This window comes from Posidoniimonas corsicana, from assembly GCF_007859765.1.
Taxonomy (GTDB): domain Bacteria; phylum Planctomycetota; class Planctomycetia; order Pirellulales; family Lacipirellulaceae; genus Posidoniimonas; species Posidoniimonas corsicana.
Genome location: NZ_SIHJ01000001.1, coordinates 1,029,607 through 1,056,049 on the forward strand (window position 1 = coordinate 1,029,607; position 26,443 = coordinate 1,056,049).

General features: G+C 68.0%; 21 protein-coding genes. 15 read left to right on the top strand and 6 right to left on the bottom strand.

Annotation, left to right across the window (positions count from 1 at the left end):
- The first annotated feature begins 182 nt into the window (after positions 1 to 182).
- Together KOR34_RS03870 and KOR34_RS03875 are read left to right on the top strand one after the other, a co-directional pair.
- Positions 183 to 1,112: a dihydrodipicolinate synthase family protein gene (locus tag KOR34_RS03870; protein WP_146562373.1), complete on the top strand. Its 930-nt coding sequence runs from the start codon at positions 183 to 185 to the stop codon at positions 1,110 to 1,112.
- Positions 1,113 to 1,147: 35 nt separating this feature from the next.
- Positions 1,148 to 2,662: an aldehyde dehydrogenase family protein gene (locus tag KOR34_RS03875; protein ID WP_146562375.1), complete on the top strand. Its 1,515-nt coding sequence runs from the start codon at positions 1,148 to 1,150 to the stop codon at positions 2,660 to 2,662.
- A 12-nt stretch (positions 2,663 to 2,674) separates the two neighbouring features.
- Here the strand turns inward: KOR34_RS03875 and KOR34_RS03880 are convergent, their stop codons facing one another.
- Together KOR34_RS03880 and KOR34_RS03885 are read right to left on the bottom strand one after the other, a co-directional pair.
- Entirely contained in the window at positions 2,675 to 3,568 is an 894-nt protein-coding gene (locus tag KOR34_RS03880) for a GntR family transcriptional regulator (RefSeq protein WP_197531119.1), read from the bottom strand.
- 238 nt (positions 3,569 to 3,806) lie between these two features.
- The gene (locus KOR34_RS03885; protein WP_197531120.1) at positions 3,807 to 5,144 is read right to left on the bottom strand and encodes an MFS transporter; all 1,338 of its coding nucleotides are present in this window, start codon (positions 5,142 to 5,144) and stop codon (positions 3,807 to 3,809) included.
- A 123-nt stretch (positions 5,145 to 5,267) separates the two neighbouring features.
- On the opposite strand from KOR34_RS03885, the gene KOR34_RS03890 reads away from it, so the two are divergent.
- From KOR34_RS03890 to KOR34_RS03915, 6 genes are all read left to right on the top strand, one after another.
- The gene (locus KOR34_RS03890; RefSeq protein ID WP_146562381.1) at positions 5,268 to 6,611 is read left to right on the top strand and encodes an aminopeptidase P N-terminal domain-containing protein; all 1,344 of its coding nucleotides are present in this window, start codon (positions 5,268 to 5,270) and stop codon (positions 6,609 to 6,611) included.
- A gap of 30 nt (positions 6,612 to 6,641) precedes the next feature.
- Positions 6,642 to 7,622 (top strand): proline racemase family protein, encoded by a 981-nt coding sequence (locus KOR34_RS03895; RefSeq protein ID WP_146562383.1) that lies wholly within the window; start codon positions 6,642 to 6,644, stop codon positions 7,620 to 7,622.
- Positions 7,615 to 8,874 (top strand): NAD(P)/FAD-dependent oxidoreductase, encoded by a 1,260-nt coding sequence (locus KOR34_RS03900; RefSeq protein WP_146562385.1) that lies wholly within the window; start codon positions 7,615 to 7,617, stop codon positions 8,872 to 8,874. Before KOR34_RS03895 ends, KOR34_RS03900 begins: the two co-directional genes overlap by 8 nt.
- Before the next feature lie 196 nt (positions 8,875 to 9,070).
- A complete protein-coding gene (locus KOR34_RS03905) occupies positions 9,071 to 10,192 on the top strand; it encodes a hypothetical protein (RefSeq protein ID WP_146562387.1) in 1,122 nt (373 codons plus the stop codon).
- A 490-nt stretch (positions 10,193 to 10,682) separates the two neighbouring features.
- Complete coding sequence (locus KOR34_RS03910) at positions 10,683 to 11,456, top strand: hypothetical protein (protein WP_146562389.1); 774 nt, start codon at positions 10,683 to 10,685, stop codon at positions 11,454 to 11,456.
- Between the two features lie 239 nt (positions 11,457 to 11,695).
- Positions 11,696 to 12,811: a pyridoxal-phosphate-dependent aminotransferase family protein gene (locus KOR34_RS03915; RefSeq protein WP_146562391.1), complete on the top strand. Its 1,116-nt coding sequence runs from the start codon at positions 11,696 to 11,698 to the stop codon at positions 12,809 to 12,811.
- Here the strand turns inward: KOR34_RS03915 and xdhC are convergent.
- The 3 genes from xdhC to KOR34_RS03930 are packed head-to-tail and all read right to left on the bottom strand — an operon-like array spanning position 12,800 to position 17,486.
- Positions 12,800 to 13,597, bottom strand: a complete 798-nt coding sequence (gene xdhC / locus KOR34_RS03920; protein ID WP_146562393.1) for a xanthine dehydrogenase accessory protein XdhC — start codon at positions 13,595 to 13,597, stop codon at positions 12,800 to 12,802. The two genes, KOR34_RS03915 and xdhC, sit on opposite strands and share 12 nt — an antisense overlap.
- Positions 13,594 to 15,972, bottom strand: coding sequence for a xanthine dehydrogenase molybdopterin binding subunit (xdhB, locus tag KOR34_RS03925; protein WP_146562395.1), 2,379 nt, complete (start codon positions 15,970 to 15,972; stop codon positions 13,594 to 13,596). Before xdhB ends, xdhC begins: the two co-directional genes overlap by 4 nt.
- Positions 15,973 to 15,974: 2 nt before the next feature.
- Complete coding sequence (locus KOR34_RS03930) at positions 15,975 to 17,486, bottom strand: xanthine dehydrogenase small subunit (RefSeq protein ID WP_146562397.1); 1,512 nt, start codon at positions 17,484 to 17,486, stop codon at positions 15,975 to 15,977.
- A 142-nt stretch (positions 17,487 to 17,628) separates the two neighbouring features.
- Between KOR34_RS03930 and KOR34_RS03935 the strand changes: the two genes are divergently transcribed.
- Genes KOR34_RS03935 through KOR34_RS03945 form a run of 3 tightly spaced genes read left to right on the top strand, consistent with a single transcriptional unit; the run spans position 17,629 to position 20,911 of the window.
- Complete coding sequence (locus tag KOR34_RS03935; protein WP_146562399.1) at positions 17,629 to 18,894, top strand: allantoate amidohydrolase; 1,266 nt, start codon at positions 17,629 to 17,631, stop codon at positions 18,892 to 18,894.
- Complete coding sequence (allE, locus tag KOR34_RS03940) at positions 18,891 to 19,661, top strand: (S)-ureidoglycine aminohydrolase (protein ID WP_146562401.1); 771 nt, start codon at positions 18,891 to 18,893, stop codon at positions 19,659 to 19,661. The genes KOR34_RS03935 and allE overlap by 4 nt, the downstream gene beginning before the upstream one ends.
- A complete protein-coding gene (locus tag KOR34_RS03945) occupies positions 19,658 to 20,911 on the top strand; it encodes a M20 family metallo-hydrolase (protein WP_146562404.1) in 1,254 nt (417 codons plus the stop codon). Before allE ends, KOR34_RS03945 begins: the two co-directional genes overlap by 4 nt.
- 6 nt (positions 20,912 to 20,917) lie before the next feature.
- Here the strand turns inward: KOR34_RS03945 and pucL are convergent, their stop codons facing one another.
- Positions 20,918 to 21,772: a factor-independent urate hydroxylase gene (pucL, locus tag KOR34_RS03950; protein ID WP_146562406.1), complete on the bottom strand. Its 855-nt coding sequence runs from the start codon at positions 21,770 to 21,772 to the stop codon at positions 20,918 to 20,920.
- 63 nt (positions 21,773 to 21,835) lie between these two features.
- Here pucL and allB point away from each other — a divergent pair, with 63 nt between their 5' ends.
- The 4 genes from allB to KOR34_RS03970 all read left to right on the top strand — a co-directional run bounded on the left by allB (position 21,836) and on the right by KOR34_RS03970 (position 26,357).
- Positions 21,836 to 23,152 carry an allantoinase AllB gene (gene allB / locus KOR34_RS03955; protein WP_146562408.1) on the top strand — a complete coding sequence of 439 codons (1,317 nt, stop codon included), beginning with the start codon at positions 21,836 to 21,838 and terminating at the stop codon, positions 23,150 to 23,152.
- Positions 23,149 to 23,679 carry a 2-oxo-4-hydroxy-4-carboxy-5-ureidoimidazoline decarboxylase gene (gene uraD, locus KOR34_RS03960; protein WP_146562410.1) on the top strand — a complete coding sequence of 177 codons (531 nt, stop codon included), beginning with the start codon at positions 23,149 to 23,151 and terminating at the stop codon, positions 23,677 to 23,679. Before allB ends, uraD begins: the two co-directional genes overlap by 4 nt.
- Complete coding sequence (gene uraH / locus KOR34_RS03965) at positions 23,676 to 24,017, top strand: hydroxyisourate hydrolase (protein ID WP_146562411.1); 342 nt, start codon at positions 23,676 to 23,678, stop codon at positions 24,015 to 24,017. Before uraD ends, uraH begins: the two co-directional genes overlap by 4 nt.
- Before the next feature lie 807 nt (positions 24,018 to 24,824).
- Entirely contained in the window at positions 24,825 to 26,357 is a 1,533-nt protein-coding gene (locus KOR34_RS03970; RefSeq protein ID WP_197531121.1) for an RNA-directed DNA polymerase, read from the top strand.
- Positions 26,358 to 26,443 lie beyond the last annotated feature (86 nt).

Consider the following 26,443-nt stretch of genomic DNA (forward strand, 5'->3'; position numbering starts at 1 on the left):
CAGAACGCATGTTTGGCGGCGTATTCTACTGACTCCAGCCGAACCACGGACCGCGTTCTCCCGCCGGACGCAAGGCAGGCATGGGCCCCACGGACGAAACCGTGCTGAGGCCGGCCCTCGCACGCGACAATGCACTCAGGCCCACTGCGCCTGATACTCAGTTTCTTAGGAGCCCGTTAGTAATGAAGAGTCTGTGGAGGGGCGTCTACCCCGCGGTCACCACCCAGTTCCGTGAGGACGAGTCGCTTGATATCGACGCGACCCTGGCCCACGTCGACGCCCTGATCGAGGGCGGCGTGCACGGCCTGATTATGCTCGGCACGGTTGGCGAGAACTGCTCGCTGGACGCCGTCGAGAAGGCCGACCTGCTCAAGGCCACCGTCGACCACATCGACGGACGCATGCCCGTGCTGACCGGCGTAGCGGAGTACACCACCTCGCTGGCGTGCCGGTTCTCGCAGTCGGCTCAGGACGCCGGCGTGGACGGGCTGATGGTGCTGCCGGCGATGGTCTACAAGTCGGACGCCCGCGAGACGATCTCGCACTTCCGCACGGTAGCGTCGGCGACCGACCTGCCGATCATGTGCTACAACAACCCGATCAGCTACAGCATCGACATCTCGCCGGAGATGTTCGACGAGATGGCGGACGAGCCCAAGTTTGTGGCCATCAAGGAGTCTTCGGAAGACACCCGCCGGATCACGGACATCCGGAACCGCTGCGGCGACCGGTACACGCTGCTGTGCGGCGTCGACGACCTGGTGCTCGAGAGCCTAGTGCTCGGCGCCGAGGGCTGGGTTTCTGGCCTGGTCAACGCTTTCCCCGCCGAGAACCGGCTGCTGTGGGACCTGGCTCAGGCGGGCAAGTGGCAGGAAGCGCTGGACGTCTACCGCTGGTACACGCCGCTGCTGCACCTGGACACGCTCCCCAAGCTGGTCCAGTACATCAAGCTGGCCAACGTCGAGTGCGGGTTCGGCGCCGAAACGGTTCGGGCGCCACGTCTCCCCCTGGTCGGCGCCGAGCGGGCGGCTATCCTCAAGGTCATCCGGGACGCCATCGCAACGCGCCCGGACACCTCGCAGGTCCAGACCGACGCCGCGTTGGCGTCGTGAGGCCCGTGTGTACTGACAGCCCCCAAAAAGGCGTTATGCACCCAGTTCTAGTAGGCGGAGAATGGCGGCCCGCCGACGCGGCCGGAGAGTTTACAGCGCACGACCCCACCACCGGCAAGCCGCTGGACGAGCGGTACCCGGTGAGCAGCTGGTCCGACTGCGAGGCGGCCCTGACGGCCGCTTCGGACGCGGCCGAGAAGCTCGACGGCTGTTCGCCCGACGCGATCGCCGCGTTCCTGGAGTCGTACGCCGACCGGCTTGAGGGCGCGGGCGAGGAGCTCGCCGAGATCGCCTCGCGCGAAACGGGCCTGCCCGTCCGACCCCGGCTGCTGGAGGTCGAGCTGCCCCGCACCACCGGCCAGCTCCGGCAGGCGGCGGCCGCCACTCGCTCCGGCGAGTGGCGACAGCCGGTCCACGACGAGCCGCTAGGGTTGCACACCGGTTTTGGACCGCTTGGCCCGGTGATGGTATTCGGGCCGAACAACTTCCCGTTCGCCTTCAACGCGATCTCGGGCGGCGACTTCGCCGCCGCTATCGCGGCCGGCAACCCCGTGATCGCCAAGGCGCACCCGGACCACCCGGGCGTGTCGCGTCGGATGGCGGAGCTTGCGGCCGCCGCCGTCACCGACGCCGGCCTGCCGCCGGCGACCGTCCAGATGCTGTACGGCATGGGACCGGAGGACGGGCTGCGGATGGTCGGCGACCGCCGGCTGGCGACCATCAGCTTTACCGGCAGCCGGGCCAGCGGGATGCGGCTCAAGGCGGCGGCCGAGTCGGCCGGCGTGCTCGCGTACCTGGAGATGTCGAGCGTCAATCCGGTATTCTTCCTCCCCGGCGCGCTGGCCGAGAAGGGTCCGGACCTTGCCCAGGAACTGGCCGGCAGCTGCCTGCTCGGCTCCGGGCAGTTCTGCACCTGCCCCAACCTGTGCGTGCTGGTCGCCGGCGCCGAGTGTGACGCGTGGCTGTCGGACGTCGCCCGGACCATGTCGGACCGAGAGCCGACGGTGCTGCTCAGCAGCGGGACGCTCAGCACCCTGGAGACCACCGTGAAAGGCCTGGTTGATGCAGGCGCCGCGATCGTCACCGGCGGCGCCAAAGCCGACCGCCCCGGCTACTACTTCCAGAACACGCTGCTGCAGGTGTCCGGCGCCGACTTCCTGGAGTCGCCTGTCGCTCTGCAGAGCGAGGCCTTCGGCCCGACGACGCTGGCGGTTGTCGCCGCCGACGCCGCGGAGGCGGTCGCCGTGGCGCGGGAGATCGAGGGGAGCCTGACGGCGTGCGTCTACTCGGCCGCCGACGGCGCCGACGACGACCTCTGCCAGCAGCTGATGGGCGTGCTCCGCCGCAAGGCGGGCCGCCTGCTGAACGACAAGATGCCGACCGGCGTGGCGGTTTCGCCGGCGATGAACCACGGCGGCCCGTTCCCGGCCACCGGCCACCCCGGGTTCACCGCGGTCGGCCTGCCGGTGTCGATGCGTCGGTTCGCCAAGCTCGACTGCTACGACGCCGTGCGGCCCCACCGGCTGCCGGGTTGGCTCCAGAACGAGTAGCGGCCCCTTCCGTTAGGCCGATTCCTTGCCCTGGTGCGACTCGTGGAGCTGCTGGATCAGCGCCTTGATGATCGGCTTCTGCGCCTGGATGTGCTCCTTGAGCGCCGCGCTGGCGTCCCGCCAGTTGTCGTCGAGCAACGCCTCGAGGATCTTGCAGTGCTGCCCGGCCATCTGCTCCACCACCGACGCCTCCGGCGCCGCGTAGTCGAACAGCGTGCGGTAGTACACGGCCTCGCGTTGGAAGAACCGCTCGATGTAGGCGTTGCCGCAGTGCGAGATCCAGTACTCGTGCAGGTTGTTGTCTAGCGTGGCGGAAGCCTGCCGGGTCTCGGGCGAGCGGTTCGCCTCGAGCAGCTCCTCCAGCCGTTCACGCTTAAGCACCGGGCGGGCGAGCCGCAGGGCCTTGAGCTCTAGCAGCTCACGGATCTCGATGAAGGCGCACAGGTCGTCCTTGTCGAACGGCCGCACCCGCCAGCCCCGGCGGGGCACCCGCTCGATGAGCCCCTGCCCGGCGAGCCGGCTGAGGATGGGGCGGAGCGCCGTCCGGCCGATGCCGTATCGCTCGGCGGCCCAGTTCTCGCGGAGGAAGCCGTCCTCGCCTAGCAGGCTGCGGCGGATCACGTCGGCCTGGATCAGCTTCTCGTGGTTGACGGGCCGGGCGACGCTGGCCAGCTTGGCCGACTTCGGCAGCTTCTTGCGTTCGCCGATCTCCAGCCGCCCGTTGTCGAGCGTCTTCAGGAACCGGTCGGACACCAGGCGTTCAACCGCGGTCCGCACCGGGCTCAGGCTGACCCCGTAGTGCGTCGCGATCGACGAGAGGGTCAGCCGGCACGGCGGCTCGCACTGCTCCGAGAGGTGGGCGGCGATATCGGCGTAGATGTAATCGGCGAGGCTTGGCTTGGTCATCATGCCACATCGGCGATCATGCCGTATCGGTTAGGAGGCGGCTTGCGGCGTGGGCGCCGGCGGTCGCGTGTCGGACGCCACGCACGCCGACGCGGGGGCGCTCGACCGCTCTGCATCGATAATAGCATGCGGATTTCGCGGGCAGCAACGAAGCCCCGCGTAGGGCGGGTGCGCCGCGACGGAGAACCACGCGTCGGTCCGCGCGTGCTGGATATCCGGGCTGTGCGTCCGGCCGGCGTCAGCCCGGCGCCTCACCCGCGTGCGGCGGATCGCCGTCGTTGGATTCAACCAGGGGATCCAGCTCGTCGCGCACCTGGTTGGGGTTGATCCCCAACACCACGACGATCAACCCAACCTGCAGCGCGGCGAGCGCCAAGTGGTTGACCGGCATCGAGAACGCCTGCTCGATCGGCCCCGCCAGCCGGGCGCCGATGCCGTTAGAGAAGTTCAGCATCGCCATGTAAGCGGTGAACTGCGTGGCCGCGATCGGCGACCAGCAGAGCCCCATGAACAGCGCGAACATCGACACCTGCAGGAACGCGGCCGCGGTCGACTCGGCTAGGAACAACGCGGTGACCAGCGTGTGGTTGGTCCACTGGTCGGCGGTGAAGTAGTACGCCGCCCAGCAAGCGGCCATGCAGCTCAGGCTCAGGATCACGGTCCGCTTGGCGCCGATCGCCGACGCGATCAGCCCGCCCGCGAGCGATCCCCCCAGCCCGCACCAGATGGCCAGGTTCCCCTCCAGGTGCAGCCACTGCTCGCTCGACCAGCCCAGCTCGCGCTGCAGGTGCACGGGCCAGATCACCAGGTGCGAGTTCACGGTGATCAGCGAGCCGAGCGCCAGCACGGCCGCGAGCAGCGTCGAACGCAGCGAAAACGCCTTGAAAAGCAGCCCGAACAGCTGCCCCAGCGACGACGGGTGGGGCACGTCCTCGCTGCGGGAGTGGTGGTGGTCCGCCGGCCCGGGCAGCAGCAGGTCGCCACGGCGTTCACGGCAGAACAGCGGCACGGCGGCGATCAGCATCAGCAGCGTCACCTGCGTCGCAATCGCGGTGGAAAACCCGAACCTGAGGATGCACCACCCCAGCACCGCGCCGCCGATGAAGTTGCCCGCGTAGCTCGAGCCGTACATGAACCCGTTGGCCATGCCGCGTTCCTCGGGCGGCAGCAGGTCGACCGCCAGCGCGTCGACCGACACGTCCTGCAGCGACGCGAACATGTTCACCAGCAGCACCATCGCCGCGATCATCCCGATGCTGGCCGTGAGGTCGGGGATCAGCACCATCGAGAGCAGCGTTAACGCCATGCCGAGCTGTGCGGCCAGGATCCATGGCCGGCGGCGGCCCATCGGCAGGTAGCCGTAGCGGTCGATGAACGGCCCCCACACCCACTTGAACGCCCAGGGCCAGCTGACCATCTGGATCACGGTGCCGATCGAGTCGGTCGACACCCCCTCGGCGATGAGGTGGGTCTTGAGGGCGATTCTCACGAACCCATCGGGGATCCCTTGGGCAGCGTAGAGGACGCACAGAGTCGAGAGGCGGAGGGCGGGGTTCTCACTAAGAATCAACTTCACAGATCGGCTCTCGGCGCTCGTGGGAGCCCTGGGTATATTAAACTTTGCACACAATGTCAACAAAACCCGCCCCGCCCGCCGCCGCCCAACCCTGGGCCCTACTGCGGCTCTCGACGCGACTCCATGCCTGACCTGCACTACCAAGACGCGTTCCCACCCAGCGAGTTTGCACGACGCCGATCGGCCCTGGCGGCGGCCATCGGCGAGGGCGTCGCGGTGCTGCAGGGGGCGCCCTCCACGGGCGCCTTCGACCTGTTCCGGCAGTACAACGACTTCTACTACCTGACCGGCGCCGAGTGCCCCCACGCGTATCTAACGATTGACGGGCGGACCGGCCGCAGCGTGTTGTACCTGCTGCCCACCGACGAGCGGCTGGCGGAGCTGGAGGGCGCGGAGCTGTCGGTCACCTTCCCGGACGAGACGCTCCGCCTCACCGGCTGCGACGATGTGAAACCGCTGGAAGCGCTGGCGGGCGACCTGCGGTCCGCCAAGCAGGTCTACGCGCCGCACCTCCCGCAGGAGGGCCTGCAGGCGTGCCAGGACACGCTGCGGGTGCAGGCCAAGATGGCTGCGCAGGACCCCTGGCGTGCGGCGGCCGAGTCGTTCGCCAACCGCATCGCCAGCCTCTGCCCCGAGGCCGAGGTGCGTGACCTTTCCCCCACGCTGGGCGCCATGCGGCGCATTAAGAGCGCCACGGAGATCGACCAGATGCGCTTCACCGGCCGCCTGACCGCCATGGCCGTCAGCGAGGCGATGCGGTGCACCACGCCCGGTTTGCTGGAGGGCCAGCTCCGCGCGGTCGCGGAGTACGTGTACCTCTTGAACGGCGCCACAGGCGGCGGCTACCGGCCGATCATTGCCGGCGGCGACAACATCTGGAACATCCACTACTACCGCAACAACTGCCGGCTTCAGGCGGGCGACCTGGTGCTGATGGACTACGCGCCCGACGCCGCCAACTACACCAGCGACATCGGCCGCATGTGGCCGGTGAGCGGCCGGTACGAGCCGTGGCAGCGCGAGCTGTACGGGTTTGTGGTCGACTATCAGCAGCTGCTGCTGGACCTGGTCCGGCCCGGGATGACCTGGGACAACCTGCGTCAGGAGGTCGAAGCCAAGATGGCGCCCACGCTGTCGCGCGTCCGCTGGTCGCGGCCGTCGTTCGAGACCGGCGTCCGCCAGCTGCTGACCACCTGCAACCCGCTGACGCACGAGGTGGGGATGGCGGTGCACGACTCCAGCGGCTATCAAACAGAACCGCTCGAACCCGGTGTGGTGTTCGCGCTCGACCCGCAGCTGTGGGTGCGGGAAGAGAAGCTCTACATCCGGGTGGAGGACACGGTGGTGGTGACCGACTCGGGCATCGAGAACCTCACCCCGCAGTGCCCCCACGACCTGGACGCCGTGACCGAGCTGATGAAGGAGCCCGGCCTGATGCAGCTCCGCCCCGATTTGTTCGCCGACTGACCCGTTGCAGGCGCCCGCCGCCCCCCGCCTATGACCGCCGCCAACTACCCGCCGGGCGTGGTGCGTGTGATCGACTCACACACCGCCGGCGAGCCGACCCGCGTGGTCGTGGAGGGCGCGCCCGACCTGGGCGGCGGCGACATGCGGTCCCGCCTAACCCGGATGCGCGAGCAGGAGGACTGGCTGCGCACCTCGCTGGTGCTGGAGCCCCGCGGCAGCGAGGCGATGGTCGGCGCGCTGCTGCAGGCGCCGGTTTCGCCCGACGCGGCGGCCGGCGTGCTGTTCTTCAACAACGCCGGCTACCTCGGCATGTGCGGCCACGGCGCGATCGGCGTCGTTGAGACCCTCGCCTACCTCGGCCGCATCGGCCCCGGCCGCCACGTGATCGAGACCCCGGTCGGCGACATCGCTATCGAGCTCACGCCCGACGGCGAGGCGGTGATCGAGAACGTGCTCAGCTACCGCTGGGCCCAGGACGTGGCGGTTCAGGTCGACGGGCTCGGCGAGGTCGTTGGCGACATCGCCTACGGCGGCAACTGGTTCTTCTTCACCAAGACCGACCGCCGGCTGCTGCTGGCCGACCACCCCGAGCTGACCGCGCTCACCACCCGCATCCGCCGCGCGCTCCGCGCGCAGGGCGTCACCGGCCGCGACGGCGCCGAGATCGACCACGTCGAGCTGATCGGCCCCCCGTCCGACCCCGCCGTCGCCGACGCCAAGAACTTCGTGCTCTGCCCCGGCGAGCAGTACGACCGCTCTCCCTGCGGCACCGGCACCAGCGCCAAGCTCGCCTGCCTGGCGGCCGACGGCGCCCTGGCCGAGGGCGAGACCTGGCGGCAGGAGTCGATCGTCGGCGGCGTGTTCCTCGGGCGGTACCGCAGCGTCGACGGCGGGGTAATCCCCACCATCACCGGCCGCGCGTACGTCAACGGCGACACGCGGCTGCTGTTCCACCCGGGCGACCCCTTCCGGCACGGCATCCAGCCAACCAGACCGACCGACCATGCCTGACACGTTGGACGCAATCGTCGTCGGCGGCGGCGCCATGGGGTGCGCCTCCGCCTACTACCTCGCCAAGCAGGGCCTGCAGGTCCGGGTGGTCGAGGCGGGCCGCATCGGCGGCGGCGCCTCGCACGGCAACTGCGGCTACATCTGCCCCAGCCACGCGCTGCCGCTCACCGCGCCCGGCGCGGTCGGCAAGACCATCGGCTCCGCGTTCAACCCCGACGCCGCGCTGTACATCAAGCCGCGGCTCGACCCGGCGCTCTGGTCGTGGCTGACACGGTTCGCCAGCCGCTGCCGCACCAAGCCGATGATGCAGGCTGCCCAGGCCCGCAACGCGCTGCTCGCCTCGTCGATGAGCCTGTACCGCGAGCTGCTCGCCGACGAGTCGATCGACGTCGAGTGGGAGGACCGCGGGCTGCTGTTCGTGTTCAAGTCCGCCGAGGAGTTCGAGGCGTACGGAAAAGGGGTCGAGCTCGCCCGGCGTGAGTTCGGCGTGCGGTTCGACCCGTACGAGGGGTCGCGGCTCACGGAGCTCGAGCCCGCGCTCCGGCCGGAGCTCGCCGGCGCCTGGCACTGCCCGACCGACGCCCACCTGCGGCCCGACCGCCTGATGACGGCCATGCGGGGCCTGCTGACCACCGCCGGCGTCGAGCTGTCCGAGGGCGTACGGGTGCAGCACATCAACGGCGCCGGCGGCCAGGCCACCAGCCTCGACACGTCGGCCGGCCCGATGCGGGCGCCGCTGTTCGTACTCACCACCGGCGCCGAGGCGCCCCACCTGGCCGACCGGCTCGGCTGCCGACTGCCGATCCAGCCCGGCAAGGGCTACTCCATCACGCTGCCGCGCCCCGCGTCCGGTCCGACCATGCCGATGATCCTCGAGGAGTCGCACGTGGCCGTGACGCCCTGGGCGTCTGGCCTGCGGATCGGGTCGACCATGGAGTTCGTCGGCTACGACCGCAGCATCAACCGCCGGCGGATCGAGCTCTTCCGCCGCGCCGCCGCCGAGCACCTCGTCGAGGCGCCCACCGGCCTGGTCGAGGAAGAGTGGAGCGGCTGGCGCCCGATGACCTACGACGAGATCCCCTGCATCGGCCGCGCCCCGAAGCTGAAGAACGTGATCGTCGCCGCCGGGCACGGCATGATCGGCATGTCGACCATGACCGCCACCGGCAAGCTGGTCAGCGAACTAGCGACCGACGCGACGCCGCATATCGATCCGGCGCCGTATGCGCTGGAGCGGTTTGGACGGGGGTAGCGGGGCATTCAGTCACTGCACGTCAGGGACGATGCTGGCCCCTACTTGCGTCTGGAATGTGCTACCAGCCGTGGGTGCAAGCACCTGCCCTTCGGGACTCGGAGGCAAGTTTGGTACGATTGCGCACTGCACGACATCGGTCATCATTCGCAGGAGGCGAGGCATGGATCCAAGAGGGTGTCTACTCCTCGCACTAATGATTGTCGGTCTGTTCTCCCCGCAGGCCGGTGCTGAGGTGCGTATGCAATTTACCGGAAAATTCACCGGATACTATCATGAGAATCGCTGGGGGGTGGGCCATTTCAGGGGCGACAGGGTCGCCGCGCCCCTGCGTGAACAGTTCGCTCCCTATGAGGGCAAACGGATTGAGGTCGACATCAAGCGATCTGGCAGGTTCTCGTCCGACGGGCCCGCGATGATCGAAGCGGTCGGCGAGATCACCGAGTTGCCGCCGCAGCAACTAAGGATTGAATTGGAGGCCTGGCCAGATCCCGACGCCAAGGTTCCCCACAATCAACAGCGCCTTCTCATCAAACTACTGAACCAAGGGGAGCATCCGGTAGAGGTCTCTCTTCGACAATTATCTCTGAAACAATGGCGCCTTCCCCATCAGACCAAGATAGAGAGGGAGGCTGCGCCGTTGAGTCATGGCTACACAAGACAACAGTTGATGGCACGCAGCTCAGGTCACCAGTACTGGGGACCTGGGCAAGGGAACTCACCAATCAGCCACCTCAGCTCTCACGGGGTCGTCCCCAGCGGACTTCAAATCTGGATTGGCCCTGGCGAAGCGTTTCCGATCCTTCCTCCGCCTGCCCCTCTTGCGAAAGACGCCGAGATCGAAGTCGTTTTGGTCGAGGGCACTGACATCACAAGCAGAGCATGGTTTGCAACGGATCAACTGAAGGCTCCTGTCGAACTGAAGGAATCGAAGCTTTTCTGCAAAGACGTTGTCGTTTCTAAAGAGTTCGGCGGCCGACATTGCATTCGTTTCGCCATCCACAGCAAAGGCGCCCTAGCCAGGCACGTGGTCGCCACGCCTCTCGATGCCCGTTCACCTGACGACGAGAATTCTTTTGAACTTGCTGGCAAACTCTACGCCACTCACCGTGATGAAAAGTCCAGCGGAGTCTACCTCAACTCCTGGGCCAACAACGGAATGCCGGCGAGCCTTGTAAGCGTTCCATCGGACGGAGTCCGCACAAAGTTCGTCGTACGGACTCCTCTATGCGAGCGCTATCGCTTCGAAGTCCTGACGGAAAGCGGGCTAGAGACCGTCTGGATTGATCTGCCCGGGGAAACCGCTCCGGCACGGTAGCTCGGCCAGTGCGCTACGCACGACCCGGCGGAGGCCACGGTACGGCAGTGCAATTGCTTTCCTCGCTCCGCATTTCCAGACGAGCGGACAGTGGCGAGGGGCGACCGAGCGTACCGCCGTTTCCCTGAAACGGCATTCCTCACTGCTCGGAGAGCTGTGGATACCTGCTGTGACGTAAATCTAACGCCACCCCAGCCGCAGGCCGGATCGAGCGGCGCAGGAATCCGACCTGGCGAACCGACGCAACCGCCGCGCTGCTCCGGCGGAACCGATCTGGCCATGCATCGGACGTCAGATTGCCGGAACGGCGCGGCGGTTGGGCGTGGCGGGGTGGCTTGCTTTTCGCGCCGCTTGGTCCGGCCTACGGTGGCGCCTCAAACGCTGCTTTCTCCGGGGTTCTTGGTAGAAACCAGGCCACCCTGTCGGGTAGAAAGCGAGTGTGTACGTGTGTACACACTCGCTTTCTATACGCTATCGACGGGGGGTAACCATGAGTCGGCCACGGGTGTTGGATGAGACCAAGCGGCGGGAGGTTTGCGCACTGCTCACGGCGGGGATGACGCTCGGCAGCGCGGCCGAGTACGTGGGGTGCAGCGTCAAGACGATCCGCCGCGAGCGGGACGGCGATGAGGACTTTGATCTCGAGGTGCGGCGGGCCAAGATGGCCGCGCGGCTGGGGCCGCTGCAGGCGGTGCGGCGCGCGGCGGAAACGCACTGGCGGGCCGCGGCCTGGCTGGTGGAACGGCAGGAACGCCGCGACGAGCGGCGCCGCGCGGACCGGCGGCGGCGGGTCGAGCTGGAGCGGGTCGTAGGCGCGGTGAAGGAGGTCATGCGCCGCGAGGTTCCCAGCCTGCCGCAGCAGTGGGCCATCGAGGATCAGATTGAACGGATCGCCGGCCGGAAGCCGGGCGACCCAAAGCAAAGCCTGCCGGAAGTCGATCAAGCAGCGCCGCCCGCCAGGGCGAAACGCGAGTCGCCAGTCCCGGCCGCGCTGCGGGAGATTGCCGTACGCGTCGCCGCCACAGTCGACGAGCAGCCGCCGACTGAGCAATCGTCCGACGCCGATGCGCCGGATCGGACAAAACCAGCGCAGGTCACACAAGCGGCCGCCGCGGCGGAACCTGCGGGGGAAGCGTTGAACAGTGATGAGGGGTCGACGGGTGGGCTGGGTTTTGTCCGCTCGCTTCGTGTTTTCGGACAAAACGCGTTGGACAGGGAGGAGCAAAGCTTGGCGGCGGGGCCGGTGAGACGAACCGGGGGCTAACGCCCGGCGGCTGATGAGATCGTTGCGGGCAGGGCCCTCGGGTGGCAACGTCTCTTGCCCGCTTGGTGGTGGTCCAGCGTATTGGCGCGGATCGGGTAGGCGATCGGCCGGCGCCTCACCCATGGCGTTGCGGGGCAGGGTGGCGCCGCAGAAGCCCGCATCTCTGCTCGACCCGGCGGCGCTTCTGTGTTAGAAAGCGCGGGCACCCCAACCTCGCCCCCAAGCCACGCGATCGATCGATGCCTGCAAGCTTCCCCCCGCTGAACCTCCCTACCCGCCTGCTCCACGGCCCCGGCCCCTCGCCGGTGGCGCCGTCGGTGCTCGAGGCGTTGTCCAAGCCGTGCATCGGCCACATGGACCCCGAGTTCATGCGGGTCATGAACGAGGTCCGCGAGATGCTGCAGGCGGTGTTCCGGACCGAGAACGAGATGACCCTCGCGTGCTCCGGGACGGGCTCGGCCGGCGCTGAGATGCTGATGGACAACCTGGTCGAGCCGGGCGATCGCTGCCTGATCGGCGTCAACGGCGTGTTCGGCGGCCGGCTGGCGGACAAGGCAGGCCGGGCGGGCGGCGAGGTCGAGACCATGGAGATCGACTGGGGCCTGGCGTTCGACCAGGACACGCTCATCGCCCGCGTGGAGGAGCTGAAGCCGAAGCTGCTGGCGGTCGTCCACGCAGAAACCTCCACCGGCGTGCACCAGCCGTTTGACCGCTTGGCCGACGCGGTCCACAAGCACGGCGGCCTGCTGGTGATGGACTGCGTGACGTCGTTCGCGGGCCTGCCGGTTGAAATCGACAAGTGGGGCGTCGACGCAGCGTACAGCGGCACCCAGAAGTGCCTGTCGTGCCCACCGGGCCTGGCGCCGGTTACGCTGTCTGAGCGGGCGATGCACAAGGTGAATGGCCGCGGGTCGAAGGTCAACTCGTGGTACCTCGACCTGACACTTGTGGGCAACTACTGGAGCGGCAGCCGCGCGTACCACCACACCGCGCCGGTGAACATGAACTACGCGCTGCACGAGGCGCTGCGGCTGGCATTGGAGGAGGGGCTCGACGAGCGCTTCGCGCGGCACGAGTCGGCCCACCAGCAGCTCAAGGCAGGGCTGCTGCAGCGGGGCTTCGAGTACGCGTCGGACCCCGACCACTCGCTGCCGATGCTGAACCTGGTGAAGGTGCCCGACACGATTGCCGACGAGGCCGCCGCCCGCAAGCGGCTGCTGAACGAGCACAACCTGGAGATCGGCGGCGGGCTCGGCGCGTTGGCGGGCAAGTGCTGGCGGATCGGCCTGATGGGTCACGGCGCCCGCAGCGAGAACGTCGACGCCATCCTGGCGGCGCTCGACTCAATCGGCTGATGCGCTGGCCGACTGATCGTTGACGCGGTCGCGCGCCTCGAGCAGCTGCGCGGCGATGCTCACCGCGATCTCGGCCGGGTGGTTCGAGCCGATCGGCAGACCGACCGGGCAATAGAAGTCGAGCCGGTCTGTGGGGCAACCGCCCTCGACCAGTTCGCTGCGGAGCACTTTGGCCTTAGCGCGGCTGCCGATCACTCCGACAAACGGGAACGAACGCGGGAGCTGGTAGATCTGCCGCAGCACGGGCAGGTCCGATTTGTGGCCACGCGTCATGCAGAGCACAAACGCGTTGGGCGCCAGCTCGGTCACCCGCTCGGCCGGCTCGGCACACTCGATCGCCCGGACGCCGGCCGGCAGCCTGCCGAGCCACTCGGGCCTGGGGTCGATGCACGTGACCTGGCACGGGAGGGTCGCCAGCAGCGACGCAAGCGCCTGGGTCACGTGCCCGGCGCCGAAGATCACCACGGGCCAGTCGGACCGGTTGACGACTTCGAAGTAGAGCTTCACGCGGCCGCCGCAGGTCATGCCGACGTCGGTCCGCAGGCTCCAGTCGACCAGCAGGGTTCGATCGCCGCCGGCCAGCATCTGCTGGGCGACGCCGATCGCCTTCGCCTCGACGCGCCCGCCGCCGACGGTGCCGAGGTCGAGCCCGGCGGGCGTGACGAGCATCTTGGCGCCGGCGTCCGAGGGGGTGGACCCGGCGGCCTCGACCAGCGTGACAATCGCGAACGGGTCGGCCGCGGCGCAGAGCTCTACACAGCGCTGGTGTAGGGCGTGCTCGTTCATGGCGCCGCCGCGGGCTGTGGCCGGCCGGCGTCGTGCGGCGCGGCGAGTTCCGTAATCCGCATCAGCAGCTCCTCGCCGCTGGCCGGGATCGCGAGGTCGAACGGGCGGCCGGCGGCCAGGCTGGCAAGGGCGTCTCGCGCGGCCGCCCACACGGCGATGCCCAGCATCAGCGGGGGCTCGCCCACCGCCTTGCTGCGGCGGATGTTGCAGGACTGCTTGGGGTTGTCGATGAACGCCACGTTCAGCGTGCGCGGCAGGTCGGTCACGTTGGGGATCTTGTAAGTGGTGGGGCCGGTCGACAGCAGGCGGCCCGAGTCGTCGTAGCGGAGGTCCTCGTTGGTGACCCAACCGACGCCCTGGATGTAGGCGCCGATCACCTGCCCGCGATCGATGCCGGGGTTGATCATCCGCCCGACGTCCATCAGCATGTCGGTCCGGTCGTGCGTGAGTTCGCCGGTGAAGCGGTCGATGGTCACCTCGGCCACCGCCGCGCCGGTGGTGTAGTAGTAGAACGGGTTGCCCCGGCCGGTCTCGCGGTTGTAGTCGACTCCGGGCGTGGCGAAGAACCCGCGGGCGCCGAGGTCGACGCGCTCGCGGCGGGCCATCGCGCAGAACTTGCCGAAGTCGATGGCATTCGCCCGGCCGGCTTCGCGGTTGTCGTACACCAGGCCGTCTTCCAGCCGGATGTGCTCCGGCGCCGGGGTGAGCCCGCGCTCGGCGCTGCCCAGCAGCCCGGCGGCGTAGTCCTTCATCCGGCGTTTGATGCGATGGCACGCGTCCAGCGCCGCCGCGCCGTTGAGGTCGGCGCCGGCGCTGGCGGCGGTCGGCGAGGCGTTGTTGCTCTTCTCGGTCGAGCTGCTCATCACCCGCACGCGGGAAGGGTCCAGCCCGAACTCGTCAGCAACGAGCTGCTTGATCTTGGTGTTCAGGCCCTGGCCCATCTCGGTGCCGCCGGTCGACACCTGCACCGTGCCGTCGGTGTAGACGTTGACCAGCGCGTTGGCCTGGTTCAGGAATTTGGTGGTGAACGAGATGCCAAACTTAACCGCGGTGACCGCCAGGCCCTTCACGTGGGTGCGGCTACCGGTGTTGAACTGCTTTATCTCCTCCCGACGCGCGCGGTAGTCGGAATCGGAGTCGAGCTGGTCGAAGATCTCCTCCAGCACGTGCTCGCGGACAATCTGGCGGTACTGGGTGAGCTGCCGGTCGGGGTCGCCGTCGCGGTACAGGTTCCGGCGGCGGAGGTCCCACGCGTCGATGCCGGACCGTTCGGCGAGCTGCTGCAGCGCGTTCTCGATGACCGCAATCGCCTGAGGCCCGCCGAACCCGCGGAACGCGGTGTTGGGAGGCAGGTTGGTGCGGCACACCTTGCCGACGATGCGCATGTGCGGGATGTGGTACGCGTTGTCCGCGTGCAGCATGCTCCGCTCCATGACCGAGGTCGACAGGTCGGCGAAGGCGCCGCCGTTAGAGTAGAAGTGCATCTCAGCCGCGACCAGCCGCCCGTCGGCGTCGCAGGCGACGCGGTAGTCGGTCTGGTAGCGGTGGCGCTTGCCAGTGATGTTCATATCGTCATCACGGGGTAGCACCACGCGGGCCGGGCGGCCGGTGTGGTGCGCGACCAGGGCCGCCATGATGGCCGTCAACGCGGACTGCGTCTCCTTGCCCCCGAAGGCGCCGCCCATGCGCGGGCACTCGCACACCACCTGGTGGAAGCCGAGCCCGAGCGACTCGGCCACGACCGCTTGGGTCTCGGTCGGGTTCTGGGTGGACGACGTCACGTGCATCGCGCCGGACTCGCCGGGCGCCGCGAGGGCGGCCTGGGTCTCAAAGTAGAACTGCTCCTGCCCGTTGCTGTGGAACCGACCCTCGACGACGTGCGCCGCTTCGCGGAACGCGGCGGCGTAGGCCTGATCGTCCTCGGCCAGCAGGCTGGTCATCCGCCGCTCGGGGCCGATGAACGACCGCGCAGCAATCGCCTGATCGATGGTGAGGACCGGCTTGAGCTCCTCGCACTCGATCTTGACCAGCTTCTTGGCGTGCGCCGCCGCCTCAGGAGTCTCAGCGCCGATCACGACCACGGGCTGGCCGAGGTAGAAGACTTCGCCCTCGGCCAGGAACGGCTCGTCAGAGATGATCGGACCAAAATGGTTGGGCCCCGCCAGGTCGGCCGCGGTGATGACGCACGCCACGCCGGGCGCCGTCCGGGCGGCGGCCGTTTTGATCGACTTGATCCGGCCCGAAGCCACCGGCGCGCCGACGAACGCCACACTCAACTCACCCGCCAGCCGGGGCAGGTCGTCGATGTACCGCGCGCCGCCGGTCACGTGGCCCTCGGCCGATTCGTGCGGAAGTGGTTGACCAACGGCGGGCATGGCTAAGCGGTCCTGGAGGCCGGCTCGGAGGCTTCGGATAGGTCGTGCAGGCACTTCACGAACAGGTTCTCGACGAGCTGCAGCCGGTACGCGGCGCTGCCGCGGACGTCGGAGATCGGCGCGACCTCATCGCGGGCCGCGCGGCCGGCGCGCCGCATCGCGTCGAGCGACAGCCTCTGGCCCTGCAGCGCAGCCTCCGCGCGCCGAGCGCGGACGACAACCGGGCCAACTCCGCCCAGCGCTACGCGGGCCTCCCGAATCGTCTGGCCCTGCATATCGAGCCAGAACGCCGCGGTGACGGTGCTGATGTCCATGTCGCGCCGCTTTGACACTTTGTGTAGCGTCAACTGCACTTCAGGGCCGGGCAGAGGGGTGGTGACCGACTCGAGCACCTCGTCGGCGTGGAGGTCCAGCTCCTTGTAGCCGAGATAGAAGTCTTCGATCGGCACTTCGCGACTTCCGTCGGGCCCGGCGATGCGGAGGGTCGACTCGGCGACCATGTGCAGCGGGATCGAGTCGGCGATCGGCGACGCGTTCGCCAGGTTTCCCCCGAGCGTCCCAGCGTGGCGCACCTGGGGGCTGCCGAAGCGGCTCAGCAGCCGAGAATACTCCGGCAATGCGTCAGCAGTTGCCTGCTCGATCTGCCTCCACGTGACCGCGGCGCCGATGACCAGTTCGTGCTCATCCACGTCGAGCCGGTTAAGCTCCGGAACGCGGGACATGACGATGACGCTCTGCGGGGCGATCTTGCCGTGGTTGTGCTGCACGCCCAGGTCGGTGGCGCCGGCCACCAGCCGCGCGTCCGGGCGTGCGGCTCGGGCGGCAATCAGCTCCTGGAGCGTCGCTGGCACAAAGGCCTCCACTGGCGCCGTGGTGGTCTGGGGCTTCCCATTCGACTCAGCGCTGGGTCCGGCGTTAACGTGCACCGATTCGCGGCAGCGGGCGGCCAGGTCGGTGGCGATCTGGGCGGCGTCGTAGCGGTCGTCGAGCGGCTCGGCGGCGCAGGACTCGATCGAGTGCGCGGCCTCCAGGATCTGGGCGTACCCCGTGCAGCGGCAGAGGTTGCCGGAGAGCCCGACGCGCAGCTCTTCCTCGCTCAATCCGGACGACGGCTGATTGGCGCGGAGCCCGTGCAACGCCATCACAAAGCCCGGCGTGCAGAACCCGCACTGGCTGCCGTGGCAGTCGACCATCGCCTGCTGCACGTCAGACAGCTGCCGGTCAACGGCCAGCGACTCGACCGTCAGCACGTGCGCGCCGTCCATCTGGTAGACGAACGCGATGCACGCGTCGATCGCCTGGTAGACGAGGCGCCGGGTGGCCGGGTCGGGCCGGCCGACCAGCACGGTGCAGGCGCCGCAGTCGCCCTCGGCGCAGGCCACCTTGGTACCGGTCAGCGGCTGCGTTGACGGTGCGTCGCCGTAGCGGAGGAAATCGGTCAGCGTGCGGCCGACGGCAGGCCCACGCACTTCAAGCCGTGCGCCGTTCAGATAGAACACGAGGTGGTCACGCATGGCGGGATCACGGCCGGCTGGGCGCGCCCCGAAAACCGGCAGGCAGATTGTCCGGCTCTCGCGGGCTAGATATGCTGTAAGTTACCGCCTGGTTTCACGATAGGACGCCCCGCCGCGAGCGTCAATGCCATAGGTCTCGCCCGTGCAGCAGCCGCAACAGCCCAACCCAGCAAGCGTGGCGGCGCTGACGGAAACGGTGATGACTCGCTGCGGCCAGCTCGCCGCGTGCTCGGAGGACCCCGCCTGCCTAACCCGCAGGTACCTCACGCCCCCGATGCGCATCGCCCACAACCTGCTGGCTGGATGGATGAGCGAGGCGTCGCTCGTCCCGCGGGTCGACAACGCGGGCAACCTGGTTGGCCGCTTGGCCGGGCAGCACGAGCGCCGTGTGCTGCTGCTCGGATCGCACCTGGACACCGTCCCCAACGCCGGCGCCTTCGACGGCGTGCTGGGGGTGCTGATGGGCTTGGCCGTGGCCGAACGCCTGCGCGGCGAGGACCTGCCGTTCCACCTCGACGTGGTCGCGTTCAGCGAGGAGGAGGGCGTGCGGTTCAGCAAGCCCTATCTTGGCAGCGCCGCGGTCGCCGGCGCGTTCCCGAGCGAGTGGCTCGAACGCCGCGACGCCGACGGCATCAGCCTGCGTGACGCGATCGCCGGCTTCGGCCTCGACCCCGACGCGATCGACCGCTGCGGCTACGACCCGCGGGACGTGGTCGGCTTCATCGAGCCCCACCTCGAGCAGGGCCCCGTGCTTGAAGAGCAGGGGCTGCCGGTCGGCGTGGTCGGGGGCATCGCCGGGCAGAGCCGGCTGCGGCTGGCGTTCCGCGGGCGGGCCGCCCACGCCGGCACCACGCCGATGCACCTCCGCCAGGACGCGCTGCTGTGCGCGTCGAGGTTTGTCTCTCACGTCCGCGACCACGCCGCTGGCGTAGAAGAACTGCGGGCCACGGTGGGGTCGATCCACGTCACTCCCAACGCCCCGAACGTGGTGGCCGCCGAGGCGGAGGTCTCGCTCGACGTGCGCCACCGCGACGACGCCCCCCGCGAGGCCGCGGTGCGCGACCTCGTGGCGGCGGCCCACTCCATCGCAGAGATCGAGGGCGTTGAGTTCGAATTGCTGGAAGAGACCTCGCAGCGTGCTATCGCGATGGACCCCGGCCTGGCCGGGCACCTGCAAGCCGCGGTCGAGCACTGCGGCGGCCGCCCCTTGCAGGTGCTGAGCGGCGCCGGGCACGACGCGGTCATGCTGGCCCACCGCTTCCCGGTCGCGATGCTGTTCCTCCGCCACCCGGGCGCGGTCAGCCACCACCCCGACGAGCGCGTCGACGCCGCGGACGTCGCGGTCGGCATCGAGGTGCTGACCCAGCTGGTCCTAAACCTCGCCAAACAACAAAGGAGCACCGTTTGAGCAGCCCCTTCGGTTCGACCCGCACCCTGATCAAGTCGACCCACGCGCTCATCGCCCCGGACGGCCACGTCTTCTCACCGCTGGCCAACTGGCAGGGCGCCGAGGGCGTGGTGCTGATCAGCCCCGCGATGCAGGGCGGCCCGAGGTTCGTCCAGTACCTGGTGCACGGTGGTCGGGAGGCGCGTTCCACCGGCGCGTCGGCTGGCGTGCAGCGGCTGGTCTACGTGCTCGAGGGCAAGGCCCGGTTGGACGGGCAACCGCTGGCGGCCGACGGCTTCGCCTGGCTCCCGGCCGACGAGTCCTACGACCTGCGAGCCGACGAGGGCGCCCGGCTCTTGGTGTTCGAGAAACGCTACGAGCCGCTCGCCGGCGTCACCGCGCCCGCGCGGGTGGTCGGCACGCTCGCCGACGCTCCCTGCGACCCGTTCCTCGGCGACGCCGACGCGATGCTCGCGACGCTCCTGCCGGTCGACCCCGCGTTCGACATGGCGGTCAATGTCTTCACCTACCAGCCCGGCGCGACGCTGCCGTTTGTCGAGACGCACGTCATGGAGCACGGCCTGTACATGAAGGCGGGGCAGGGCGTTTACCGGCTGGCGGACGACTGGATGCCGGTCGCTGAAGGCGACAGCATCTGGATGGCCTCCTACTGCCCGCAGTGGTTCGTCGCCATGGGCAAGACCCCCGCCGCCTACATCTACTACAAGGACATCCACCGCGACCCGCTCGGCGCCTGCCAGCACGTGGGGTCCGGTGAACCGTCATGAGCCTCGATCCGCCCCCCGTCAACGTCGAGCGTGTCGTGAACGAGCTGGAGCAGCTCGCCGCGATCAGCGACTGCCCCGAGCCGCCGCCCGCCGTCACGCGGGTCGTGTTCACCGAGACCGACCTCCGCGCCCGGGCGTTTCTCCGCGGGCTCTACGAGCAGGCGGGCCTCACGGTGCGGGTGGACCCGATCGGCAACACGTTCGCCCGCTGGGAGGGGAGCGAGCCCGTACTGCCGGCGGTCGGCTCCGGGTCGCACACCGACGCGATCCCTCATTCCGGCATATACGACGGGACGGTTGGCGTGCTCGGCGCGCTAGAAGCAATCCGCGTGCTCAAGCAGGCCGGCTGCCGGCCGCGGCGTTCGATCGAGGTGGTGATGTTCACGTCGGAGGAGCCCACCCGATTCGGCATGGGCTGCACCGGCAGCCGCCTGATGTCCGGCGCCATCACGCCCGACGCGCTCGCCGACATGCGAGACTCGGACGGAGACACGTACGATACGGTGCGCCAGCAGGCCGGCTTCAGCGGCAGTTTGGCCGACGTTGCCCTGCCGGGCGACTACTACCACGCGTTCGTCGAGCTGCACATCGAGCAGGGACCCGAACTGGAGGCTGCGAGCCTCGACATCGGCGTGGTCACCGCTATCGCGGCGCCGGCGGCGTTCGAGTTCGCCATCATCGGCGAGGGGGGCCACGCGGGCGCGGTGCTGATGCCCAGCCGCCGGGACGCGCTCAACGCGGCGGCCGAGATGACGCTGGCGATCGAGCGGCTGGCCAAGGAGAGCCGCAGCCCAGACCTGGTCGCCACGGTGGGCCGACTCGATGTGCACCCCGGCGCCGTCAACTCGATCCCGAGCCGCGTCGCGTTCTCGCTAGACATCCGCGACATCGACGGGCAGAACCGCGACGCCGTCGCCGCCGAGATTCAGGAAGCGCTCGCCGCCATCGCGGACCGCCGCGGCGTGCAATTGGAGTCGCGCGAGCTGAACGCGGACCCGCCGGCGCAGGCCGCCGACAGCTTGATCGCCGCCGCCGAATCCGCCGTCGCCGTGCTCGGCCTGAAACACCAGCGAATGATCAGCCGGGCCTACCACGACTCGCTGTTCATGGCCCGCATCGCCCCGACCGGGATGATCTTTATCCCGTGTCGCGGGGGCGTGTCCCACCGGCCGGACGAGTTTAGCACGCCGGAGCAGATCTCCGCCGGCGTGCAGACGCTCGCCCTGACGCTGGCCCAACTCGCGGAGTAGCGCCGGCTACTCCCGATCGACGGTCGCCGTGATGTAGCCGAACGGCTCGTCCGTCACGACGAACACCTCGTTCTCATTCTCGCGGTCAAACGGCGCCAGGTTGGCCAGCAGGTGGTGCTTGTTGGGCATCGTCAGCGTGATCTGGCCGATGTCGGCGCAGGCCGCGAGCGCGGCGCCGGCCATCAGGTACAGCGTCTCTTGTACGCTGTGGCTGTAGTGGTCGGTGAACCGCTCCAAGAGCGCGGCGACGATCGACTCGCGGGCCGCGGCGTAGTCGGCCTCCGCCGCGCTGTAGCGCCAAGCGGCGGTCATCTCGGTCGCCAGGATCCGGTCGGTGGTGTCCGCCAGCGTGCGGAACTCGTCCCGGTGGAAGTCGACAAAGCCGCTCTCGGTGGTCTTGGCGATGGTAAGCCGCTCTAGCCCGCCGACGACCGCGGGCGACTCGCCGCGGCGGTGGGTCACGGCCGCGGTGGGCGTCATCTTCTGGGCCGCGACAAACGAGTGGTCGGACCCCGCGAGACGGTCCCACACCTGCTCCACCAGCCGCACGTCGACCTGCTCGACGTGCGCGTAGCGGCCGAGGAAGTGTTCCGCCACGGCCCTGCCGAACGACTCCACCGAATCGATTGGGTGATCCTTGGCCAGCACGTACAGCGTGTTCTTGCAGGTGTCGGTCGCGATCACCTGGCGGTTGTCGCCGTGGGTAAACGCGGCCTCGAAGTCGCCCTGCAGCTCGACGTCCACCGCCACCTCGACCAGCTCGTGACGCTCCGCGTTGGGCGGCGCCTGGCGGGGCCGGCGGACCTTGCTGATCCGCACCCGGTGCTTGCCGTAGGCGTTGTGCGAGACCCTCGTGGCCATGCTTTACCCGATCATTCGTGTTACAGTTGGGGGACCCCACCAACATAGCCATTTGGACCCACCGTGCCAGCCTCGCCCAGCGAACCCGCCAACCTCGCGTTCCGCAGCCGTCGGGTGGTGACGCCCGCAGGGGAGCTGTCCGCGACGGTGGTGGTGCGCGGCGGTTCCATTGCCGCGATCGACCCTTACGACGACCCACCCACCGCCTCAACTGTGCGGGAGCTGGGCGACATCGCGATCCTGCCCGGGCTGGTCGACACGCACGTGCACCTCAACGAGCCGGGACGCACCGACTGGGAGGGCTTCGCCACCGGGACCGCCGCGGCCGCGGCCGGCGGCGTCACCACGTTGGTCGACATGCCGCTCAATAGCTCGCCGGTCACCACCAGCGTCGATGCGCTAGAGGCCAAGCGCCGCGCGGCCGCGGGCCAGCTGAGCGTGGACGTGGGCTTCTACGCCGGGCTGGTCGCCGGCAGCGCGAGCGAGCTCCCGGGGCTGCTCGACGCGGGCGTGCTGGGCGTCAAGGCGTTCCTCTGCCACAGCGGGATCGACGAGTTCCCCGCCGCGACCGAATCGGACCTGCGGGCCGCGATGCCGGTGATCGCCGAGCGGGGCTCGGTGCTGCTGGCGCACGCCGAGATCGAGTCGCCGGTCGAACCGCCCGACGACCCGCGCAGCTACCAGCAGTACGCCGCCACCCGGCCCGGCAGGTTCGAGCGGGCGGCGATCGAGCTGCTGATCGGCCTCTGCCGGGAGTACGGCTGCCGCACACACATTGTCCACCTGGCGGACGCCGCCTGCCTGCCGCTGCTGCAGGAGGCGAAGGAGGAGGGCCTGCCCCTCACGGTTGAGACCTGCCCGCACTACCTGGCGTTCGCCGCCGAGGAGATCCCCGACGGGGCGACGCAGTTCAAGTGCGCGCCGCCGATCCGGCACGCCGCCAACCGCGACGCGCTGTGGGGCGGGTTGGCGTCCGGCGTGATCGACTTCGTCGCGTCGGACCACTCGCCCTGCCCGCCAGAATTGAAGCAGCAAGCCAGCGGCGACTTCGAAGAGGCGTGGGGCGGCGTCAGTTCGCTGCAGCTCATGCTGCCGGTCGTCTGGACCGAGGCCGCCGCGCGCGGCTTCTCGCTCAGCGACGTTGTGCGGTGGTTGTGCGACCGGCCGGCCGAGCTCGTCGGCCTGCCGGCCGGCCTGCGCGAGGGCGCCGACGCCAACCTCGTGCTGCTCGACCCCGAGGCCACGTTCACCGTGCGCGGCGCCGACCTGCTGCACCGCCACCCGCTGACGCCGTACGAGGGCCGTGAGCTGCGGGGCCAGGTGCTCAAGACTTTGCTCCGCGGCGCGCCCGCGCAAGCGGGAAGGGGGCGGCTGCTGTGAGCCCCAGCGTCATCAAGTGGCTGAACCAGCTCGACGATACGGACGCCGCCAAGGAGCTGAAGGCGTGCTGCGGCGCCAAGTTCTGGGCCAACAAGATGGCCGCCGCCCGGCCGTTCGCCGACGCCGCCGCGGTGACGCACGCGGCCGAACTCGTTTTCAACGCGATGCCGACCTCCGCCTGGGTCGAGGCGTTTGAGAGCCACCCCCGGATCGGCGACCTGGACTCGATGCGGATGAAGTACGCGGGCAACAGCCGCTGGTCCGCGGGCGAGCAGGCAGGCGCCGCGGAAGCCGACGAACCGACGCTGCGGCGCCTGGCCGATGCTAACAAGGAGTACGAGCAGCGGTTTGGCAAGACCTTCATCGTCTGCGCATCCGGGAAGTCCGCGGCCGAGATGCTCGAGATTCTCGAAGATCGGCTCACCAACCCGCCCGCCGACGAGTTTGGGATCGCCGCGCGGGAGCAGCGGAAGATCACGATGCTGCGGCTTGAAAAACTCTCGCCCCCAACCAACCACTCCGCATGAGCCCCATCACCACCCACGTGCTCGACACCTCCACCGGCCGGCCCGCCGCGGGCGTGAAGGTGCAGCTGCTGCTGGTCACCGAAGGCGGCGCGCGCCAGGAGCTGGCGTCCGCCGCCACTAACGCCGACGGCCGCATCACCGACCTGCTGCCGCCCGGCGGCGCCGACGAGGGCGTGTACGTGCTCCGCTTCGAGACCGCCGCCTACTTCACCGCCCAGGGCCGCGACTCGTTCTTCCCGCGGGTGGAGATCGAGTTCTGCTTCGACCCCGAGGGGGGCCACTACCACGTGCCGCTGCTGCTCTCGCCGTTCGGGTACTCAACGTACCGGGGAAGTTGACGGGCCGCGGCAGCTAACGGGGTCGCGGCTGCTGAAGCGAGCAGGGATTCGCTCCCCAGTTTCTCGTAGAAAACGGCCACCCGGCGCGGTCCAATACTGGTGGATTGCTACGCGCCAACGGCAACCAACAGGCGTCGGACCCCAACGGCCGAACGCTTCGCGTTGAGCCGTGGGTTCTGTCCGATTTGGTTCTGTCCGCTATTGGCCAGCCAAGATCGGACAAAACCCCTGCGGCCCCACTGGAGGCACTTGCCTAACCCACTATTACAAAAGCAGTTACAACTAGTCAGGGCCGCAATGCGCCCCGAGTTTTGTCCCCTCCGCTCGTGTTTTTGGACAGAACGCATCGGACAGAACGCTGAGGGGGGTGAAGCGGCGCATCTACGCCCCGCTTTGTGCGTGAGAGGTGCGCCGGTAGAGCAAGACGAGTTAGCTCTATGGTGCTCAGGACGGTGAAGCTGATTGGCTTCAGAACCGCTAGATTTGCCGAAGGTTAGCGGCGCTAACGCCCCTTACTAAAGGGACGACTCTACGGCGGTTGTGACAACCCCGGCCAGTTCGCTGTCGCTCTACGGCACCGCGGACGATGCAACCTCGCTCAGTTTGCAAACGGTAGTCTAGTGAAGTTGAGCTAATCGACTAGGATTGCGTTGCGACCGTCTGGCAGTGCGTGTTGGGTACCCGCCTCACACTGCTGGCAAGCTAGCAATGTCACCGAGCCGGCCTCCGCAACACGCGGCTGCCGAAGCTCCTGAGCGTCGGGCCGAGCGTGGCGGCGGCGGAACAAGTGGTCGGGGAGGCGGTGTAGTGGCGAAGAAGAAGGCAGCCGGAAAAGACGCCAGGAAGAGTAAGCCATCGAGCCGCTCGGTTCTTGACCTGTCGGCCTCGGAAGCTCGCGCCTTCTTCTTGAAGCACGACAGTTACTGCAACTTCGATCTTCCAGGCTACTTCAGTTTCGACAGCTTACTACAGGGCGTGTCAAGAGAGCTTGTTGGGAAGGACCTCCGGGGGCTGCGTTCTTCCGACCCTCGCGATCTGGACGACGCGAGCCACACGATTCTCAGCAACAAAGATGGTCGGTTTGCATGGAGGCCCATCCAACTCTGCCACCCTGTGCTCTACGTCGATCTGGTCCATCAAATCACCGAATCGGCGAATTGGGATGCCATCAAGCAGCGGTTCGCTGACTTCAGTCAGCCTGACCGAATCGCTGCGATGAGCTTGCCCGTCCAGTCGCGTTCGAAGAAGCGGGACAAGGCCGAGCAGATCCTCAAATGGTGGCAAGCAATCGAGCAACGCTCGATCGAGTTGTCACTCGACTACGGCGTCTTGATTCACGCAGACATCAGTGATTGCTACGGGGCAATGTACACCCACTCGATCGCATGGGCGCTTCACACCAAACGCGTCGCAAAGCTGAAACGACGCGACTTCAGTCTGCTTGGGAACGTAATCGATAGTGGCATCCAAGACATGAGGCAAGGCCAGACCAACGGCATCCCACAGGGCTCTGTCCTGATGGACTTTATCGCCGAGATGGTCCTCGGCTACGCGGATCTGCAAATCGCCGAAGCCATTCAGACAGCTGGGATCCAGGACTACCAGATCCTGCGATATCGCGACGACTACCGCATCTTTGCGGAAAGCGTGGTGGTCGGCGAAGCGATCCTGAAGTGCATCGCGGAATCGCTAGTCGATCTAGGGTTCAAGCTTAACTCACAGAAGACCAAAATCGACACCGACGTCATAGCGGGCTCAGTCAAGAAGGACAAGCAGGAATGGAACGCCTCCATCAAGGGTGACCGCAATGCCGAGAAACACCTGCTTCTGATTCGCAACCACGGCATGCGTTACCCCAACTCGGGCAGTCTCCAGACTGCCTTGGCGCAGTATCTGAACCGGGTAGATAAGTGGGCTGAACCCCCTTACAGCCTGCAGGCTCTGATTAGCATCGTTATCGACATAGCCTTCCACAGTCCTAAGACGCAGCCCACGACTATGGCGATTCTGAGCAAGCTGCTCAGCCTGGTCAGTACGACAGCAGAGAAACAAGCCGTAGTTGATCGCACGCTACGAAAGTTCGGGAGCGTCCCGAACACTGGCTATCTAGAGATCTGGCTACAGCGAGCAACGCTGCACAGCGGGACAGGCCAGTCCTACCGCGAACCTCTGTGCAAGCTTGCCAATGGCGAGTCCGAGCCGATCTGGAACAGCTCGTGGATTAGCTCGACGCCGCTCAGGGCCGCGGTTGACGCGAAGAAGGTCATCAAAGAGGCGAAGAAGAAGAAGCTACCAGCGGTCATTAAGCCAAGTGAAGTGCAACTCTTCGAGGATTACTAAGGGGGCTGTCTAGTAATTCGCTCAGGCGAGGCGATCGGCTATGAGGTGGATCATGGCGACATGGATGAAGGCATCTTCGCTCTGCA

Excerpts from the sequence above, each read along its gene's own strand:
- KOR34_RS03875 (WP_146562375.1), top strand. The coding sequence starts at position 1,148 with ATGCACCCAGTTCTAGTAGGCGGAGAATGGCGGCCCGCCGACGCGGCC.
- KOR34_RS03915 (WP_146562391.1), top strand. The coding sequence starts at position 11,696 with ATGCCTGCAAGCTTCCCCCCGCTGAACCTCCCTACCCGCCTGCTCCAC.
- KOR34_RS03900 (WP_146562385.1), top strand. The coding sequence starts at position 7,615 with ATGCCTGACACGTTGGACGCAATCGTCGTCGGCGGCGGCGCCATGGGG.
- xdhC (WP_146562393.1), bottom strand. The coding sequence starts at position 13,597 with ATGAACGAGCACGCCCTACACCAGCGCTGTGTAGAGCTCTGCGCCGCG.
- KOR34_RS03905 (WP_146562387.1), top strand. The coding sequence starts at position 9,071 with ATGATTGTCGGTCTGTTCTCCCCGCAGGCCGGTGCTGAGGTGCGTATG.
- pucL (WP_146562406.1), bottom strand. The coding sequence starts at position 21,772 with ATGGCCACGAGGGTCTCGCACAACGCCTACGGCAAGCACCGGGTGCGG.
- xdhB (WP_146562395.1), bottom strand. The coding sequence starts at position 15,972 with ATGCCCGCCGTTGGTCAACCACTTCCGCACGAATCGGCCGAGGGCCAC.
- KOR34_RS03870 (WP_146562373.1), top strand. The coding sequence starts at position 183 with ATGAAGAGTCTGTGGAGGGGCGTCTACCCCGCGGTCACCACCCAGTTC.
- KOR34_RS03880 (WP_197531119.1), bottom strand. The coding sequence starts at position 3,568 with ATGACCAAGCCAAGCCTCGCCGATTACATCTACGCCGATATCGCCGCC.
- KOR34_RS03895 (WP_146562383.1), top strand. The coding sequence starts at position 6,642 with ATGACCGCCGCCAACTACCCGCCGGGCGTGGTGCGTGTGATCGACTCA.
- KOR34_RS03910 (WP_146562389.1), top strand. The coding sequence starts at position 10,683 with ATGAGTCGGCCACGGGTGTTGGATGAGACCAAGCGGCGGGAGGTTTGC.
- uraH (WP_146562411.1), top strand. The coding sequence starts at position 23,676 with ATGAGCCCCATCACCACCCACGTGCTCGACACCTCCACCGGCCGGCCC.
- KOR34_RS03930 (WP_146562397.1), bottom strand. The coding sequence starts at position 17,486 with ATGCGTGACCACCTCGTGTTCTATCTGAACGGCGCACGGCTTGAAGTG.
- KOR34_RS03890 (WP_146562381.1), top strand. The coding sequence starts at position 5,268 with ATGCCTGACCTGCACTACCAAGACGCGTTCCCACCCAGCGAGTTTGCA.
- KOR34_RS03945 (WP_146562404.1), top strand. The coding sequence starts at position 19,658 with ATGAGCCTCGATCCGCCCCCCGTCAACGTCGAGCGTGTCGTGAACGAG.